Raw genomic sequence first — 15,113 nt, forward strand, 5'->3', positions numbered from 1 at the left:
CTGTAAATGACCATCGCTATCGGCTATTGGCTGGACAGGTGTTCCCGTTCCATCTTTAGCGGTGTTTGTCCAACCCGCCACGCTATCATTGGCTTTGTCCAATAGAACTTCATAGGTAGCCGTTGCGTTTATATCAACCAATACTCTTTTGGTTGTCGGGTCAACCCTAACCATTTTAACTTCTTGTGCGTCATCATTAGTAACTCCAAGAAGAACTGGGTTACGGTTGTCATCTTTTTTTGCTATTTCGTTAGCCATTCTCTCACCTTCCTATAAAAATAAGTTAGCCAATAAATTAAGCTCGTTCTTTCTAAAAATAAAATTCTTCTGTTTAATTCAACTAATTCTTCGTTGGTTAAGTCGATTGATTTAAGTAACTTGACAATATCATTATCAACTTTTAAGTTTTTTTTCCTTAAAGCAAACACCCTTTCTTCAATTTTACAGGTGTTTTGATGAATTTTAGGGACTTGTTTTCTAACTGTATCAAGCCACTGTTGTTTAATTATTTTTAGTTTAAGCGACATAAAGTTTCCTTTAAATTAGAATTTGTCCAGTTAAATTTATTCTCTGCTTCTTTTCTGACTTGATGAGAGAGATTTCTGATATTTGTTTTAGAAAAAAGGTTAATCTTTTCAGTCAAATCACAAACATCAATCGAGAAAACTTCAGCGTTGAAAATTCCTTCCGCGTTTAATTTAGCCCCGTCCGTTTTAATTAGAAGTTCTTTATCAGGGTAAAATGAGTTCATCGGGTCTTGATTGGTAGTTATAACAGGCATACCGCAAGCCATCGCCTCGATAATTGCCCTGCCGTAACCCTCAAATTTAGAGGGCTGAATGGCAATATCGCCTTCTTTATACAACTCATTATTGTCTTCATAATCGTTAATTCTAAAATCTATTCTCGTATCTTCCGAAAGTATCTCTCTTGCCTGAAAAGACAACTCATCGCCAATATCTCTTTGAGCATTAATGATAAGTTTTTTTGCCTTTGATTTATGAAAAGCTCTAATAACTTCATCGGTTGATTTTCTTTTAAATATACCGCCATAACCAGCGTTATGAACAAAAACATTCGAGTTAAAAAGTCCTCCTCTTGGAGTAAATTTATACCCGCTTATATCTATTGGCACATTAATTAACAATCTTTTATCTCCAAACTTTCCCAGTTTATCGTAAGCTGTTTTGCTCGGGCAGATAAATAAATCGCAATCTCCCCAATTATCGTTTAAATTAAACCATTCGTGGTTAACCACAACCGCTGATTTCTTGCCCATCTCTTTAGCAATTCGATAAGCGTTAAAGTTAAAAGGTATCTCTAAAGTAATTAAAAGGTCTATTTTTTCAAGCAGTTCAATTATCTGGCTGTCATTTGGTCTCATAGAAGCGTTAATTTGGGTTTCCTGCCAATCTTCCCTTCCCTTAACCGAATTGACACTTAAAATATGGTCAATACCTAAATTATCAATAAACTCTTTAGCGAATATGCCCAAACCTGACCTTAAATTAGTGTAGCAAATTATCCCCAATTCCAAGTTTTTCAATCTCCTTTATCAGCTTTTTTGTTCTTTTTTCATATGAATAATTTTTATGGACAAACTCATAACCATTTAAAGCAATTTGTTTCCTTTTCTTTTCATCTTTTAAAAATCTATCTATCAAGTAAAACATCTCATCTTCAGTTTTATACCAGACAAGGTGTTTGTAATTTTCAAATTCTTCTTCTAATCCCTTAACGTAAGGGGTTAAGAAAAAAGCCCCGCAACCTAAAGCTAAATAAACTCTATTAGACCAGTATCCATCATTAACGCTTTGGCTGTTATCCCCTAACGCTATTTTACAAGAAGAATAAACCTTACACAAATCATCGTTAAAAACCCTACCCCCGTTTTCTAAATCAGAAGAACAATTATTGCCATAAACTTTTAACTGGTATTTATTAGCAACCTTTCTTAAAAAATTAACTCTTTCTTTGTTATACACATTACCTACAAAGACAAGGTCGTTGGCGTATCTTTTGCTAAAAGCAACTTTTTTATGTAGAGCTTTATCAACCCCTTGCCGTATGCAAGTGTGATTTAATCCATAATGTGACCAATCAACCACATCTTCGGTTGTTACAACCAAATCCATCAACTTGCCCTGTTTTAAGAATAACGGGAGTCTCCTTTCTAAAAACATCCAATCAAAAGTCCACATAACCTTTTTGGCTGGTGTGGCTGATAAAACATCTTTTAATCTTTTATAATCTATGTTGCCAAGAAAAGAAAACAAAATAACATCTGGATTTACCTTATCAACTACTTTTTTTAAGTCCCAAATATTGTTTTTGGATAAAATTGTTATTGTATTCCCACTTCTTTTAAGTTGTTTTTTGATAAAAAACTCATTGGGAGTGCCCCAATAACCTTCTTCACTATTGAAATAACCCAAATAAACAAACTTCGTATCACAAAATCCTTTCTGAACCAAACTCTCATCAGGGATTTGGCTATATTCATCAGGGGCAAATCGTCCTACATAAAGTAGGTTCATATTTTTCCTTCTATTCTAAGATTACCATTAATATAGCTTTTATCGACTATCTCTAAATCTAATTCAATAAAAATAGATTCAAGAATTGGTAATGTATACCCTGCCATGTGTGTATTCTCTGGATATTCCTGCCCGCCATAAAGCCTTCTAATCAATTCTCTGGGATTATCTTTAAAAACTCTATATAATTCCAATACGTCCGGACATTGAATAAAAATAGAACCACCCTTTTTGAGCAATGATACCCAATATGCCAACACCTCGAGTGATTCTTTTTGTGGGAAATGCTCAATAATATCAATGGCTAAAATTTCATCGAGAGAACAATGAGCAAACGGCAAGTTCCTAACATCCGCAGTAATATCAACCCTTTTTAATGCTCTAATGTCAACGTTTATGTAACCCTCTCGGTAATCTTCACCACAACCCAAATTAACCCGCATATTTTTTTGTCCTTGCCATTTTAGGCATTTGATATTTTTTTGTCTTTGGTAGTTCAGTTATCTGGAAATGAGAACTTTCAGATAAAAGTGAATCAGCAAATTTTTTACTGATAAAAACTGGCTCATCTTTTCTAAAGACGTAAGTTTTGCCTGTTACAGGGCAAGGAGCGTTAAATACATCTTTTTTATAAATTGCGACTAACATTTTTTCGCCCATTTCAACCTCCTATTTTCTCCGCAATATCCTTTAAGGTTATCCCCTCTTTTAACTTTACCCTTTTCTGAATAAAGTTAAACGTCAAATCGTCTATTGAGCGCGGTTTTAAAAGTAATTTGCTTTGTCTTGCTCGTCTTTTGTTATCGCCTTTCTCAGCAATCTTAGCAACTTTCTCCCTGACATACTCACGAGGATAAGGAAGTTTAATAATAGGACTTCCCGTCCTGATTAAATGTTGCATCACTGAGTCAACTACTTCATCAACCGCTTCTCTTTCCGCGATTTTATAGCCAAGAGCTTTATTACTCGGTTGTTTTATTATCGACATTTTCAACCTCTTTGTGTTTTAAATAAGAAGTCTTATAAAGCGGTTCTGCTTTGTGCACTTTCTCAGCAATCGCGAAGGCTTCCTGAACCTCTTTTGGTGTTTCCGATAAAGGGATAAATCCTTTTTGTCGGTATAAATCAATCGCTGAGTATATTCCTTCGTCAGGAACAGCAATCTGATGTTGAATACCAAAAGAAATTAAGGCGATATAAGGATATGAACTTAAACCGTTCCCATCTGCCTTTTTATACTTTTTTCTATCAGTTAACGGTATTTCCACCCAAGAATCTTTTAACCACATCTTGCATTTCTTTGAAATTGTTAGTATTTTGCCCGATTGTGTCGTAATTGTTTCTTCAACAATATCAGCTTTATTCATTTTCTTTTACCCTTTCAGTTTGAATTCTTTAATTTTTTTATACTCTGCTTTTCTCTGTCTTTCCCTGAACGCTCTTACCTCATCTGATTTTTCTTTACTATGATGAATAAGCGTTGCCGCGAAAGAATAATCTGGCAAGCGATAAGAATTATTAAAGGTATCTGAAACCCACGATATATCTTTAAAAAACTTGTCTTCTTTTTCTAAAACCGTATGAGTTAAAAACCTCACCCCCTTTTCATATTTAATAAATCTCGGTTGAACAACAAAATCATTATCGTCTAAATTAAGTTTCGCGCAACCCAATCCTTTTTCTTCATCTAAATTATCTAAATTTAATTTAATTAACTCCTCGTCATCGTCAACATAGAAAAACCATTCGTTATCTTCTAAGAAATCAAGCCAGACACTTCTTTTTTCAGCCTGACTTTCCCACGCTGTCCTTGTTTCAACCAAAGTTACATTTTCAAAACCCTTTAAAAATTCTATTGTGCCGTCTGTCGAGTAAGGGACTTGATGAGGATAATCTTTAAAAGCACCATCAACAACAATAACTGAATCAAATCTCTCATAAACAGTTAAAAAATACTTTTCAAGAACTTCTTTTGAGTTATAAACAATATAGCAGGCCTTCATAAAACCCCTTAAACAGAGAGGGGGTTAAACCCCCTCTAATCTGCTATTTGCTACTTACGCGTCTGTTAGGATTGTAACACCAGCCGCATCGACTAATTCGCCGACACCATACATGGCTGTACAAACCAATTCGGTAGCTCTTAGAGAAGCGTCTCTTTGAGGCTCGACTCGGGTTGCCCATTTCGTTGCCAGAGCAAGCGCATATCCTTGAGAGAACATACCACCTGTTCTTGAGGCAGAGGAAGCATTTAACGGAACGTTAGCACTTTCCCAGATAGCCACGTTGTAAAGCTCGCCCCAGAGACCGTTTAAGTTCGATACTCCGAGACTTTCGGTTGTAAGCCCTGTATGAATTACTCCTGTTGCGGTTGAGAGTGCTTTTCTGAAATCATTGATTTGGACAGGATGTAACACGCAGCTATATGGTTTAGGGGCTTTAGCAGCTGAGAGACTATAAATAGCATCTAAGAAATTAGTCTCAGTCATATCAGATCCATCAGTCCCGACCACAGTAGTAAAGCCAGCCAATAACGCACACATATCAGAATCCATCTTGTCAGCCATAGCCCGACCCAGAAGAGCTGAGTATTCGCCTAAGCCATCAAGAATGTCCGAAGACTCTAAAACATCGGTTGGGGTAACCATCACAAGAGCTTCGCCCGTAGTAACAGTCGCCTTACTTGTGGAAACAGCTGTATTCGCTCCGTCTGTCCCTTCAGCTATCGCGGCAGCGGCAATGGTCGGCCACTTCGCGAAATCTATCGCCTTACTTGGTTTGCCTGCTAAAGATTTCTGGACACAAAGTTTAGACATAACCACAGCTGCCCGTAATTCTTGGATAACTGCTTCGTTGATAACTGCCGCGTACCGTGTATCATCAGCAGTCGTGTAGGTTGTTTCGTTTGCCATATTTAATCACTCCTTTCTTTTTAAGATTAGCGAATAACATTAGAAGTAACTAAACATTAGCTTTTAAAAGCATTAATTTAATTAAATTTTAGTGTTATCTGACCGTTGAACTTCGTCAGCTCGTCTAATTTGCTCATCTTTCGGGAGTCTCTTAAACTCTGCGATTGTCAACGGTTTAGCGGAGTCGCCAGTTCCGCCAGTTAGGGGTTTCCCCCAAGCACTTATAATTTCTTTTTTAGTTTCCTCTACTTTACCAATATCTTCTTTTCTTAAATCTTTTAAAACCTCATCAATCTGTGTTCTCCAATGAGCGTCTCTTTTTTGGGCAACCAGTTGCATTTTTTTAGCCACTTCCCTGATTTGCGTTTCAGGTCGCCCCTTTCTTGCCATATCCAAAAGAGTCTCGCTATCAGCTAACGGATAATCGCTTGTTGCTTTCCCAACAGCGTCTTTTACCTTCTGTCTTTTTAGCTCTCTTTCGGCTGTTTGCGCTCTTGCCTGCCAATCTGTTTCTTCATCTTCATCTGTAATTACTTCATCATCAAAATCATCAATTAAATCAATATCTGAAATCATCTTAGAAGACTCTTTTAAAGTCTCAAGTTTGGTAACGATGTCTTCTTTAGAAGGAGTCTCTTGAGATGTTTCTTCTTTTTGGACTCCTGAAGAAGTTTCTTGAGTTTTTTCTTCCATTGGGTTTAATCCTCCTTATTAATTGTTTACCATTCTTGCCACTTAGCTAAAGACGGGGTTGTTATTCCCGCTTTAGTCATCTGAAATCGTGGCGTTGCTTGTTGTGATTTCCAGCGATATTCTTTTCTCACTTTGGCTTCCTCATATTTTCTTTGGAAGTCTCCTGAACCTTCACCTCCCATCAAATACTTTGTAAGTTGTTCTCTTCCCGGAGCGATTTTCCCGTATTCCGTTCTCCATAATTCGCTTATCTCAGGAGTGTATTTTTCTGCTTGCTCCCCCGCTCCTAAATAAAGTCCGTATTCACCAGGAGTCGCGAACCTTCCCTTAACATCTTCTATATCTTTAACAGCGGGTTCTCTACCGAAATATTTATGAAACTCAGGTCGCCATTGTTCATATTCGGCTAATCTTTGATATTCCTGGATTAATTCTTTATGAGCCCCTTTAGCCATTTGCATTAATTCATCGTGAGAAATTTGTTTGCCTGTCCATCGTTTGAACATTTCGCTTACATCTTGCTCGTTCTCGGTTACCCATTTTTCCCAACCAAGTTCTTTTTCATATTCAATCAATCTCATATACGGGTCATCTTCAATAGCTTCCGCAAGAGGCGGAGCGTCTATCGTTCCACCTAAAATACTCCCATATAATGTAAGACCAATCTTTTGCGCTTCATTGTAAATTTTAGTTGCTGTTTTATAAGTTGCCCCCACTCCGATAAAATAGTTCCCATCGGATAATTTGGTGGGATAAAGTGTATACCCCGCTCTTAACGCCGCCGCTTGGAGTTTATTCACATTTTGAGGTAAAGAAATAGTGTAAATCATATTTTTTAGTTTTTCGTCAGTTAATCCTATTGCTTCAAGACGCGGGTCTGCCATTATACGTTCACCTCTTGCAATGGTTCGGCTGTTTGCTGAACTATGGTTGATTTTTTCTGTAAAAGTTCTTTTATCTTATCGGTAGTTATCGGGCCTTTCCCATAAGTTAAACTTATACTGTTTGCTTGTCTGGCAAAATTATCGTAATCATCGACACTCATTGTGTCTGGTATATCAGGATACCTTAATCTAAAAGTAGGAGTTGACCTCAAGAAACTTTGGAACTTTTCTTGTCCCCAAAATTCTTTATCTGCTTTTTGTATTGCCCAACCAATATTGGCTTCGGCAGGAGTCGTCCCCGTTATTGTTCTCCACATCTGCCCTAATTCATCACCAAGAACTTGCATTTTCGTCTTACTTTCTCTCGTCTTAAATTCAGGCGTTCGGGCTAAGTAATTTTGGACACTCCCCATATCCCAACCCTCATTGATATATTTGTTCAAAAGGAATTTCTTTTCAGAAGCAGTTATTTCCCTGTCTAATGTCTTCCGATATGTCATCTCTAAATCAGCGAGAAAGGGAGCGTTAAGATAAGGGTGGGCTCTTTGTTGCTTTTCTCTGGCGATGGCTTTTCCTAATGAATAACCGCCTCCGCCTCCGCCACCTCTGCTAACTGGGCGGGTATAAGGAGATTCGGCAAATTCACGACTATATTTATATCTATCCTGGAAATAGTCCATATGGGCTTGTCTTGTGTTCTTATCATAAACTCCGGTAGTATATTTTTTTGGTTGTAAATACCCCCAACCAACCATCTCTCTTTGGAGTTGACCAATTTGGTCAGGCGTCCACCTACCCCCGATGTCAGCCATCCAAGGGTCAGAACCAACACCTTTTAATGGTCTGCCTGCTGATGTTCCGCCGCCCCCAAAATCATAATCACCCATATTTACTCACCCCACAGTTGCGAAGGATACCTATTAAGCTCAACAGCAAAATCTCTATTCTTTAGTTGCATTTTTAATACCTCACTCTTAAAAACATCGACTATTTGTTCCCCCATATCAGCCCCGGGGGTAGTATCATATTTTAAAAACGCCTCGTTTCTCTGGCTGTATTCATCGGCAAAATCTATCCAGCCCTGTTTCGCCTTACCTTCTGAACCCTCTACAATCTCATCTAAAAACTTTTCCGTCTTTTGGCGATAAACAAATCTCATCTGTTTTCTATATGCTCGATACCAAGGGTCGGAATAGTTACGGTCAACCGCTTCTCTAATTTCTTCGAGTTTTTCGTCATACTCTCTCTGGTTAGAAATAATCTCTTTACCAGCAGAAATACCAGATAAAAATTCTGAATATGATTTTCTGGTATAAAAAGGGACTTCTTCTTCTGATAAAGCCCCGAAATATCTTCCTTGTTCTTTTTCTAAAAGATACGTCTTTAGTTCTTTATCAGACATTTTGATCATTTTCTCTGCTTCTTTTCTCTGTGTTTCTTGAGCAGAAACATCTCCTGGCTCGAAATAAATATCGCTCTCTTTTAGTTTTGCGAGAGATTCTTCTTCGCCTTTTATGAATCTACCCTTTAGGGTTCTCTTGATTTTTGCTTGCACTTCTTCGGATTTAAGAAGCTTCCGGCCTTCTTCGCTTTGCTCTAAAACTTCTACCTTATATCTATCTTTAACATCATTAATAGTTCTCTCGATTAACTTCTTTTTTTCTTCATCGCCTAAAATCTTGTATTCTGATGTGTTTATAACACTAGCTGCGGTTTTGGCAATCTCTTTGCCAGTCTTTTCTTTCAACCATTCATATTCTTTACTATTTAACCCCAGACCAAATACTGATGTACTTGGGAACCCTAGCGTTGTTTTTAGTCTTGATAATTCTTTTTCTAGGGAGGGGTAATCTTTTGTCTCGAAGGGAACTTTTTCATCAAAATACGCTCTGCCGGCCTTAGTTTTAGCTGGCCCCAGAAGAAATGATTTTGCAGTTTCAACCGGAGCTCTATCAACCCGATATAGAGATTTTCCGGCTTCACTAAACACGCCACCCTTCATTTGCTCTTCTATTGCTCCGTATATTCTGTAAAACTGGACACCACCAGGGATTTTGGCAGCAGAAGTTCCGTATGTAATAAGTTGTCGTCTTAGCTTTTTAGAATCTCCCGTTTCAATTAATTCCTTAAACCCTGTCCAGGTGTCTGTAATTAAACTTGCTAAAACTATTGGGTTTCTCTCTTGGAACCATTGGCCGGCAATCGGTATCGCTGATGCAATTTTCCAGGGTCTCCTGCCTGTTAATCTCTCAATCCCAGCGTTCATTACCATCGCTACGGCTATTAAAGTAAGCCCTATTTTAACTCGCTCATTTACAGTTCTAGGAGAACCAACTGCCCCTTTTACCTCTTTTACGGTGTTATATAACTCAAAAGAAAAGGTCTGCCAGGGGGCCCCTGCCTTGATTACGCTACTTCTTAAAAGCCCTGGTAAATCTTCTTTGTTATACATTGATTGGGTAAAAGCCCCACCATCAGAAGCAAATGCCCTTAGGTCTTTGCCTTTTAACCCTCGTTTCTGCCCTTGTGAGTAAGCAGCAGACGCAGACCAACCGGTTAAATGATACTCGATAACATCACCTAAATATGTTCCCACCGTTTCCATCGTTTCCAAAGGGGTTCGTCTGTCGAGTTTCAAAGGAATCTCTAAATCCTGATACATCAACCGACCTTGTTTCCGGCTCTTAGTAAATAAACTGTAATAGTTCTTGTGAACCTCGTTTCGCCAACCCTTAGATACAAACCATTTTATAGCTGTCGGAGAAAGGATATGTTGTTGGTATCTTGCCATAGTTAAACCGGAACTTGATGTTTGGATAGTTAGGTTCCAGGCAAAATTAAAAGGGAATACGGCTCTATGGAGAATCCTTCTCGCCGAGTCTATCGCCTTTTTTTGCTTGTGTGTGATTTTAAATGTTCTATCCCAAGTGGAACTCAACCCACCATAACTCTCAACTGCCCAGTTCTCAAAATAAGCAGCCGTGTTATCCAGCCCTTTTGTTTTCAAAACCTCGACGTGGGCTTTAGTGTTTTGGACAATAGGGGTGTTATAAATATCAGACATCATTGTATGGACATAACTGTCATAAACTTTGTCAAAATCTTTTTCATACGTTCTTAATTTGTTCTTCCTGGCTTCTGCGTGAGGGTTGAATGGTGCATTGGGTTTTATATAATCAGGAATATATTTATCTTTTACAATCTCATGTGGTTTGACCTTTAACCCGAACAACTGGTTCCAGGTATTTGATTCCTGCATGTGAGGCATATAATTCTCAATATAATCCATCGCTTTCTTGCCCATGGCAACTCTTTCGGTATTAACTAACTCTCTTAATCCATCTAAAACTTTTCTGGTTTCTTGGGCAAAACCGACATATTTTTCTTCCGCTTTAAGTTTTTTGGCTAATAATGCTGTGTCTTTATTAACATCTGCACCCGATATTCTTTCTAACACTTCACCAGCTTTTATGCTGTCTTTTTTACCTTTGAGTCCATACTTCTTTTTTAGTTTTATCCGTTTGCCTACATAATCTTCCTCTGTAAAATCCCTAGCCATTTTTGTATGACGAGCCGGTTCTAAAATATTCTTATAAATCGGGCCACGATACCCTTCTTCTATCTTCACTTGGTCAGCGGTTAGGGCTGCCCTGGTGGGGTCTAGGGTATTTTGGTGGCTGAGCTTTAAATCTTTGAAATTATCATACATCGCAAATTCTTCTGATACCGCAAACCCTGATTTCGGGCGGATAGCGGGAACTATTTTACCGCCTTTTGTAACCCTGAAAGCTATGCCAGCGTCTCTGGTTTCTTGGATAATTAAATCTTTGGCTACGTTCTGTGCTTCTTTTTTGGTTTTATAAGTTTGGGGATAATACCCTTCCCCTATACCTTTTTTAATTCTATAAAAACTTTCGTCTTTGACCTGTTCAGCAACAGGTTTTTGATACTGCGGTAAACTGTTAACAAATTGGTCGATGCTTTTCGACTGGTAAGCCCCTTCGCTCATTATCGCGAATTTCTCGCCTGTCATGGGTTCTTTTATCTTCTCAACAACCTCTGTTTTGGTGGCTTGGTTGTAGAAGTCGGTAAGTTGGGATTTGGCAGTAAGTTGTGCCTGTTCTGCTGTAATCATTTTCTTCCCATCAAAAAACTCAATCTTTATACCTTTAGATTTCGCCAAATTTACAATCTCATCTAATTTTCCAGAAATCAAATCAGACGCAACTTGTGGATGTGAAGTATTCAGCCCTATGGCTTTTATTGATTTCCCCGAAACTGGTCTTGAAAAAACAGTTTCTGCCTCACCTCCTAACCTTTCGCCAGGTATTAAACTATATGGAGTTCCTTTATGTCCAATCGCTTTTTCATCTAAAATCAAGCGATAAGGCGAATCCGCATACCTACTGAAATTATCAAAATCCCTCGTAACGCTTACTACTGGTTTTTTTTGAAACATAACTTTTGAAAGTTTAATTTCTCCACTTTCTAAAATACCTTTTAATCCAGTTAAGCTCGTATCGTGATATAATGGATTACCTCCAGCACCAACTATTTCTTTTATTACAGGCGGTCTTTTTATATTTACAAACTCCTCCGCACTCTTATACTTCCTTGCTTCAATTGCCAATGGTTGTAATTCTTTAGAGATACCTTCTGGTGTTCTGGGTGCGTCTTTTAACCCTGCTGTTTCTACTCTCTCACCCATAAGCCCAAGGACAATAGGTTCCGTTAGTTTGCCGAATTCAAGCATATCTTTAATAGAGTGAAGTTTAGCCACTTCTTTGGGGTCTGTTTTGATTTTGTCAAGATTCTCTTTTAACTGTTCTCCAATATTCATTTCTAATTTAGGGATTATGTTTTTAATAATAAAGCCAGATTCCTCATCGGTTAAACCTGCTTCTTTTAATTCACCATTGGTCTTATCGTAACCAACCAAAGAGAAAGCAGAAGAAGCCCCGCCAGCTAATATCGCACCCATAAGTGCAGCTTGACCAACATTTTCAGATAATCTTTGTTGTTTGTCTATGCCTATCTTCGACCATACATTTGAGCCAAACTCCTGTAACCCTTCCTGTAACGCTTCTGATGAACTTCTAATAACAAAACCCAATGCCTTAGAAGGGTATCTAGCCATTAAAAACTCTAACCCGATTGCCTCTAACGCTCCTTCTGTTACAGCAGCGGCCCCACCTAAAGCAGCTGCCTTCCCAACCGAGACATCGGCTTCTCTAGCTTCCTGATATTTACCCGTTCCAGCCAGCCAGCCAAAGAGTAAAACAGGGGTTGTGCTACCACCCGTTAAGGCGTGTAACCCTACCGCTGCTCCTAAGCTCGCTGCCCCCGACCCTAAATTAAACAAGAAAGATTCGAGTTTATCATCACCTTTAGGTTTACCGGGTAAGTTCTCAAGATATTCTTTATTTTCCTTGATTATCTCTTTTCCGTATTCAGTTAATTTAGAAGATTTAGAAGGGTCTTTCTCGATCCAGTTCTTTTCTTTATCGCTCCACTCATACTTGTCTAAACCCAGTTTTTCCCCTATCTCCCCCATCGCCCTTAATTCTGCTCCGTAATGATGCTTCACGTTCAAGGTGGCATAAGCAAGCCCTTTAGCAGGTGCAGTTAGCCATTCTTTCCAGGGTTTTATTGATTCAGGAATATTGCTCGGCCAAATATCGTGGCTTGTCTCAATAGGAATAGAGGACATAGTAAGACCCAATGCCAACCCCGGGTCCATTTTCCTCCCGTAATAACTTTGGTGGGATAAATCAAATGCCTCTAATCTCCTATTAAAATCAGCAATAGATTTAGGCGTAGTAAGTTTCTTTACTTCCCTATCCATAGAGGGTAGGGAAAGGGGTTTTGCTTCCCTTTCCCTTTGCGGAGGATGAGAGGGTTGGGTAAATCGTTTCATTTCATCAAATTTTGTTTTACCGAGATACCCTATCTTCTTCGGGTTTGTCGATGGTATCGCTCGGCTTAGGGCGTTCGTTATCTGCCCCTCCAGTTTCCACATTTATATCTCCTTTATATTTCCTTAAATCATTTATAGCTGCTTCAAAATATTCCATTGCTAAATCAGATGCTCCGGGTGTTTCTGCTACCTGCCGCCACATCTCCGCTCGATATAAAGCGTTCTGTTGTTCTCTTGGTATGTCAGCCATTGGGTCTGGCTGGAACGTGTCTGCTTCGAGCTGTGGTTGCCCCTGTGTCGATTGTGGTTGAGAGGGTTGCTGTCTTAAAAGATGTTCGGGAGGCGTTTGAAACCCGCCACCGCCACCGATAGGTACTCTCGACCGCATTTCTTGTATTTTTTTACCTTGCCCGTATTCTTTTGCCTGGGATAAAGGGTCTATCATTTTATCCTCCTGTGCGTTTCCATTTGCCTAACTCTTGCTTCGGCTTTCTTTTTTGAAGAATATACTTTGGGATACCAACCGGTTGAATTGCCTCTTTTAATCTTATACCCGGCATTAGTTTTTCTTATAGGCATTACATCGCCCCTTTTTCGGTTGCGTAAGCTGCCTGTTCAATCTCTTCTGGTGTTCCTTGCTGTTGCCCTTGAACTTCGCCCGCGAGGGATTGAGCCATTTGCATCATCTTTAACTCTCGCTGTCGGTCGGTGGCTAACCGTCTCAATTCTTCGGCGGCGTCTATGCCGGGTATCTTCTCCTGGACACTTTGAGTTGAAATAATCTTCTGGCCGTGAAGTTGTAAAAGATTGACTATTCTGGTCGGTATGTCTACCCCAAGAGCGTAGAACTCTAAATTATGAATAAAATCATCGGGAATATCTTGCGGCTCATAATGGAATACGAAATCCTGTCCCGTTCCCTCTCCGCTAAAATGTTCAGGCACTTTGCCAACGGCTTTCTGTTTTGTCTTGCCGAATAATTGCTTTTCCATCTTTAAAGCGTATTCATCTATTTTTATCATATTAGCCCCAATAATTGATTGAGTGGTGGCCGCGTCTTGCGATACTCCGCCCAATGAAGCAGTCCAACCCTTGCCTGTTACCGTTCCCGATGAAATTGGGTAACCACTTGATTGGGGCGGGAAGTTAGACGCTTTTCTGAATAAGTCTTCTTGATGAGAGATATCCTGGATAGTAGAGGAGGGATTATCAACTTGAGAAACATAATAGACCCTGCCTCCTTGTTCAACCTCGATTACCCCGGACTCCATATTCTCTATGCCTTCGGGAACTTTTCGGGGATTTTCAATAACGAGATGCGACTTAAGTTTTCTTCTTCTTTCTTCTGTCCCCATTAAAATCAGTTCATTTATATTTTCTAAGAGAGGTATCTCTTGGTAAATATCGGAAAGGCCGCCCACGCTACTTGCCCAGGGGTCGTGAATCGCGTTAGGGATAATCCTGTTGGGATTGAACCCTAAGGAGTGGTGAACGCCTACTCCCGGTATCTTCTTGCCATTAGCAAAAACAAAGCGGTAATTATCGTCCCAGTATTCAGTTAAAGTAAATTTATCGCTGGTGCTGGTAACTTCACAAGCCGAGGCCTTCGGATACATCTTTAAGAGGTTCCTGCCCGGTATCTCGTCTATGTAAACAACATATTCATATTCGTTTTTATTGGTGGATTTAGGGACGGCAAACCCGCTGGAAGGGTGTCTGGTAAAAATCATAATTTCTTTTTTCTCAAAATTGGGGAATACTTGCACGGGGCATCTGCCGTAGATAGACATGCCCATCGCCATATCCCAAAGTTGTAAATCTATCGAGTTTCTTCGCCAATGAGAAAGAATAATCTTTTTAACAAATTCAGCCCAGAAAGGCCCGTCTTCGGGGGAGGGAATACCAACAGGGTCGGCTACCCGTATATCGGGCAAACTGCCTACCTGATTAATTTTATCTCTTGCCTTAGCTTTAGCCAGATTAACAATTAACTTGCGTTGCTTAGAACTGGGGGCGTTCATAGATAAACATTGGTAAAGTTGTCCCGCAAAATTAGACTCGAAAACAACATCGTGGACTATCTTATCGTGAGCCAAACGAGCCGTATATTCTTGACTTACCTGTATTTCCTCAATTATTCCTAACGCGTCTTTCTCGTTCATTTGTGTTC

17 protein-coding genes are annotated in these 15,113 nt (G+C 39.3%); all 17 read right to left on the reverse strand.

Going from position 1 to position 15,113, the window contains the following annotated elements; all coding sequences use genetic code 11:
* The coding region (locus Q7U95_RS02280) for a hypothetical protein (protein ID WP_308751654.1) at positions 1 to 258 on the reverse strand (258 nt) is incomplete at its 3' end.
* Entirely contained in the window at positions 243 to 527 is a 285-nt protein-coding gene (locus Q7U95_RS02285) for a hypothetical protein (RefSeq protein ID WP_308751655.1), read from the reverse strand. The genes Q7U95_RS02280 and Q7U95_RS02285, both read right to left, overlap by 16 nt.
* Entirely contained in the window at positions 512 to 1,546 is a 1,035-nt protein-coding gene (locus Q7U95_RS02290) for a glycosyltransferase family 4 protein (RefSeq protein WP_308751656.1), read from the reverse strand. Before Q7U95_RS02290 ends, Q7U95_RS02285 begins: the two co-directional genes overlap by 16 nt.
* Positions 1,509 to 2,537, reverse strand: a complete 1,029-nt coding sequence (locus Q7U95_RS02295) for a glycosyltransferase (protein WP_308751657.1) — start codon at positions 2,535 to 2,537, stop codon at positions 1,509 to 1,511. Before Q7U95_RS02295 ends, Q7U95_RS02290 begins: the two co-directional genes overlap by 38 nt.
* Positions 2,534 to 2,980, reverse strand: coding sequence for a methyltransferase domain-containing protein (locus tag Q7U95_RS02300; protein ID WP_308751658.1), 447 nt, complete (start codon positions 2,978 to 2,980; stop codon positions 2,534 to 2,536). The genes Q7U95_RS02295 and Q7U95_RS02300 overlap by 4 nt, the downstream gene beginning before the upstream one ends.
* Complete coding sequence (locus Q7U95_RS02305) at positions 2,970 to 3,197, reverse strand: hypothetical protein (protein WP_308751659.1); 228 nt, start codon at positions 3,195 to 3,197, stop codon at positions 2,970 to 2,972. Before Q7U95_RS02305 ends, Q7U95_RS02300 begins: the two co-directional genes overlap by 11 nt.
* 1 nt (position 3,198) lies before the next feature.
* Positions 3,199 to 3,525 carry a hypothetical protein gene (locus Q7U95_RS02310; protein ID WP_308751660.1) on the reverse strand — a complete coding sequence of 109 codons (327 nt, stop codon included), beginning with the start codon at positions 3,523 to 3,525 and terminating at the stop codon, positions 3,199 to 3,201.
* A complete protein-coding gene (locus Q7U95_RS02315; protein ID WP_308751661.1) occupies positions 3,500 to 3,904 on the reverse strand; it encodes a hypothetical protein in 405 nt (134 codons plus the stop codon). The genes Q7U95_RS02310 and Q7U95_RS02315 overlap by 26 nt, the downstream gene beginning before the upstream one ends.
* 6 nt (positions 3,905 to 3,910) lie before the next feature.
* The gene (locus Q7U95_RS02320; protein WP_308751662.1) at positions 3,911 to 4,540 is read right to left on the reverse strand and encodes a hypothetical protein; all 630 of its coding nucleotides are present in this window, start codon (positions 4,538 to 4,540) and stop codon (positions 3,911 to 3,913) included.
* A 54-nt stretch (positions 4,541 to 4,594) separates the two neighbouring features.
* Positions 4,595 to 5,449: a hypothetical protein gene (locus Q7U95_RS02325; protein WP_308751663.1), complete on the reverse strand. Its 855-nt coding sequence runs from the start codon at positions 5,447 to 5,449 to the stop codon at positions 4,595 to 4,597.
* Between the two features lie 81 nt (positions 5,450 to 5,530).
* The gene (locus Q7U95_RS02330; protein WP_308751664.1) at positions 5,531 to 6,142 is read right to left on the reverse strand and encodes a hypothetical protein; all 612 of its coding nucleotides are present in this window, start codon (positions 6,140 to 6,142) and stop codon (positions 5,531 to 5,533) included.
* A gap of 26 nt (positions 6,143 to 6,168) precedes the next feature.
* On the reverse strand, positions 6,169 to 7,026 hold the full coding sequence (locus Q7U95_RS02335) for a hypothetical protein (protein ID WP_308751665.1): 858 nt from the start codon (positions 7,024 to 7,026) through the stop codon (positions 6,169 to 6,171).
* Positions 7,026 to 7,913 (reverse strand): hypothetical protein, encoded by an 888-nt coding sequence (locus tag Q7U95_RS02340; protein ID WP_308751666.1) that lies wholly within the window; start codon positions 7,911 to 7,913, stop codon positions 7,026 to 7,028. Before Q7U95_RS02340 ends, Q7U95_RS02335 begins: the two co-directional genes overlap by 1 nt.
* 2 nt (positions 7,914 to 7,915) lie before the next feature.
* Entirely contained in the window at positions 7,916 to 13,045 is a 5,130-nt protein-coding gene (locus Q7U95_RS02345) for a hypothetical protein (RefSeq protein WP_308751667.1), read from the reverse strand.
* Complete coding sequence (locus Q7U95_RS02350; protein WP_308751668.1) at positions 12,960 to 13,388, reverse strand: hypothetical protein; 429 nt, start codon at positions 13,386 to 13,388, stop codon at positions 12,960 to 12,962. Before Q7U95_RS02350 ends, Q7U95_RS02345 begins: the two co-directional genes overlap by 86 nt.
* Complete coding sequence (locus Q7U95_RS02355) at positions 13,385 to 13,522, reverse strand: hypothetical protein (protein WP_308751669.1); 138 nt, start codon at positions 13,520 to 13,522, stop codon at positions 13,385 to 13,387. The genes Q7U95_RS02350 and Q7U95_RS02355 overlap by 4 nt, the downstream gene beginning before the upstream one ends.
* Positions 13,522 to 15,105 carry a hypothetical protein gene (locus Q7U95_RS02360; protein WP_308751670.1) on the reverse strand — a complete coding sequence of 528 codons (1,584 nt, stop codon included), beginning with the start codon at positions 15,103 to 15,105 and terminating at the stop codon, positions 13,522 to 13,524. The genes Q7U95_RS02355 and Q7U95_RS02360 overlap by 1 nt, the downstream gene beginning before the upstream one ends.
* Between the last annotated feature and the right edge of the window lie 8 nt (positions 15,106 to 15,113).

It is taken from the genome of Candidatus Oleimmundimicrobium sp., from assembly GCF_030651595.1.
GTDB lineage: Bacteria > Actinomycetota > Aquicultoria > UBA3085 > Oleimmundimicrobiaceae > JAUSCH01.

Bases quoted from the DNA above. Each gene is read 5' to 3' on its own strand.
- Q7U95_RS02285 (WP_308751655.1), bottom strand. From the start codon at position 527: ATGTCGCTTAAACTAAAAATAATTAAACAACAGTGGCTTGATACAGTT.
- Q7U95_RS02295 (WP_308751657.1), bottom strand. From the start codon at position 2,537: ATGAACCTACTTTATGTAGGACGATTTGCCCCTGATGAATATAGCCAA.
- Q7U95_RS02300 (WP_308751658.1), bottom strand. From the start codon at position 2,980: ATGCGGGTTAATTTGGGTTGTGGTGAAGATTACCGAGAGGGTTACATA.
- Q7U95_RS02305 (WP_308751659.1), bottom strand. From the start codon at position 3,197: ATGGGCGAAAAAATGTTAGTCGCAATTTATAAAAAAGATGTATTTAAC.
- Q7U95_RS02310 (WP_308751660.1), bottom strand. From the start codon at position 3,525: ATGTCGATAATAAAACAACCGAGTAATAAAGCTCTTGGCTATAAAATC.
- Q7U95_RS02315 (WP_308751661.1), bottom strand. From the start codon at position 3,904: ATGAATAAAGCTGATATTGTTGAAGAAACAATTACGACACAATCGGGC.
- Q7U95_RS02320 (WP_308751662.1), bottom strand. From the start codon at position 4,540: ATGAAGGCCTGCTATATTGTTTATAACTCAAAAGAAGTTCTTGAAAAG.
- Q7U95_RS02325 (WP_308751663.1), bottom strand. From the start codon at position 5,449: ATGGCAAACGAAACAACCTACACGACTGCTGATGATACACGGTACGCG.
- Q7U95_RS02330 (WP_308751664.1), bottom strand. From the start codon at position 6,142: ATGGAAGAAAAAACTCAAGAAACTTCTTCAGGAGTCCAAAAAGAAGAA.
- Q7U95_RS02335 (WP_308751665.1), bottom strand. From the start codon at position 7,026: ATGGCAGACCCGCGTCTTGAAGCAATAGGATTAACTGACGAAAAACTA.
- Q7U95_RS02340 (WP_308751666.1), bottom strand. From the start codon at position 7,913: ATGGGTGATTATGATTTTGGGGGCGGCGGAACATCAGCAGGCAGACCA.
- Q7U95_RS02345 (WP_308751667.1), bottom strand. From the start codon at position 13,045: ATGTGGAAACTGGAGGGGCAGATAACGAACGCCCTAAGCCGAGCGATA.
- Q7U95_RS02350 (WP_308751668.1), bottom strand. From the start codon at position 13,388: ATGATAGACCCTTTATCCCAGGCAAAAGAATACGGGCAAGGTAAAAAA.
- Q7U95_RS02355 (WP_308751669.1), bottom strand. From the start codon at position 13,522: ATGCCTATAAGAAAAACTAATGCCGGGTATAAGATTAAAAGAGGCAAT.
- Q7U95_RS02360 (WP_308751670.1), bottom strand. From the start codon at position 15,105: ATGAACGAGAAAGACGCGTTAGGAATAATTGAGGAAATACAGGTAAGT.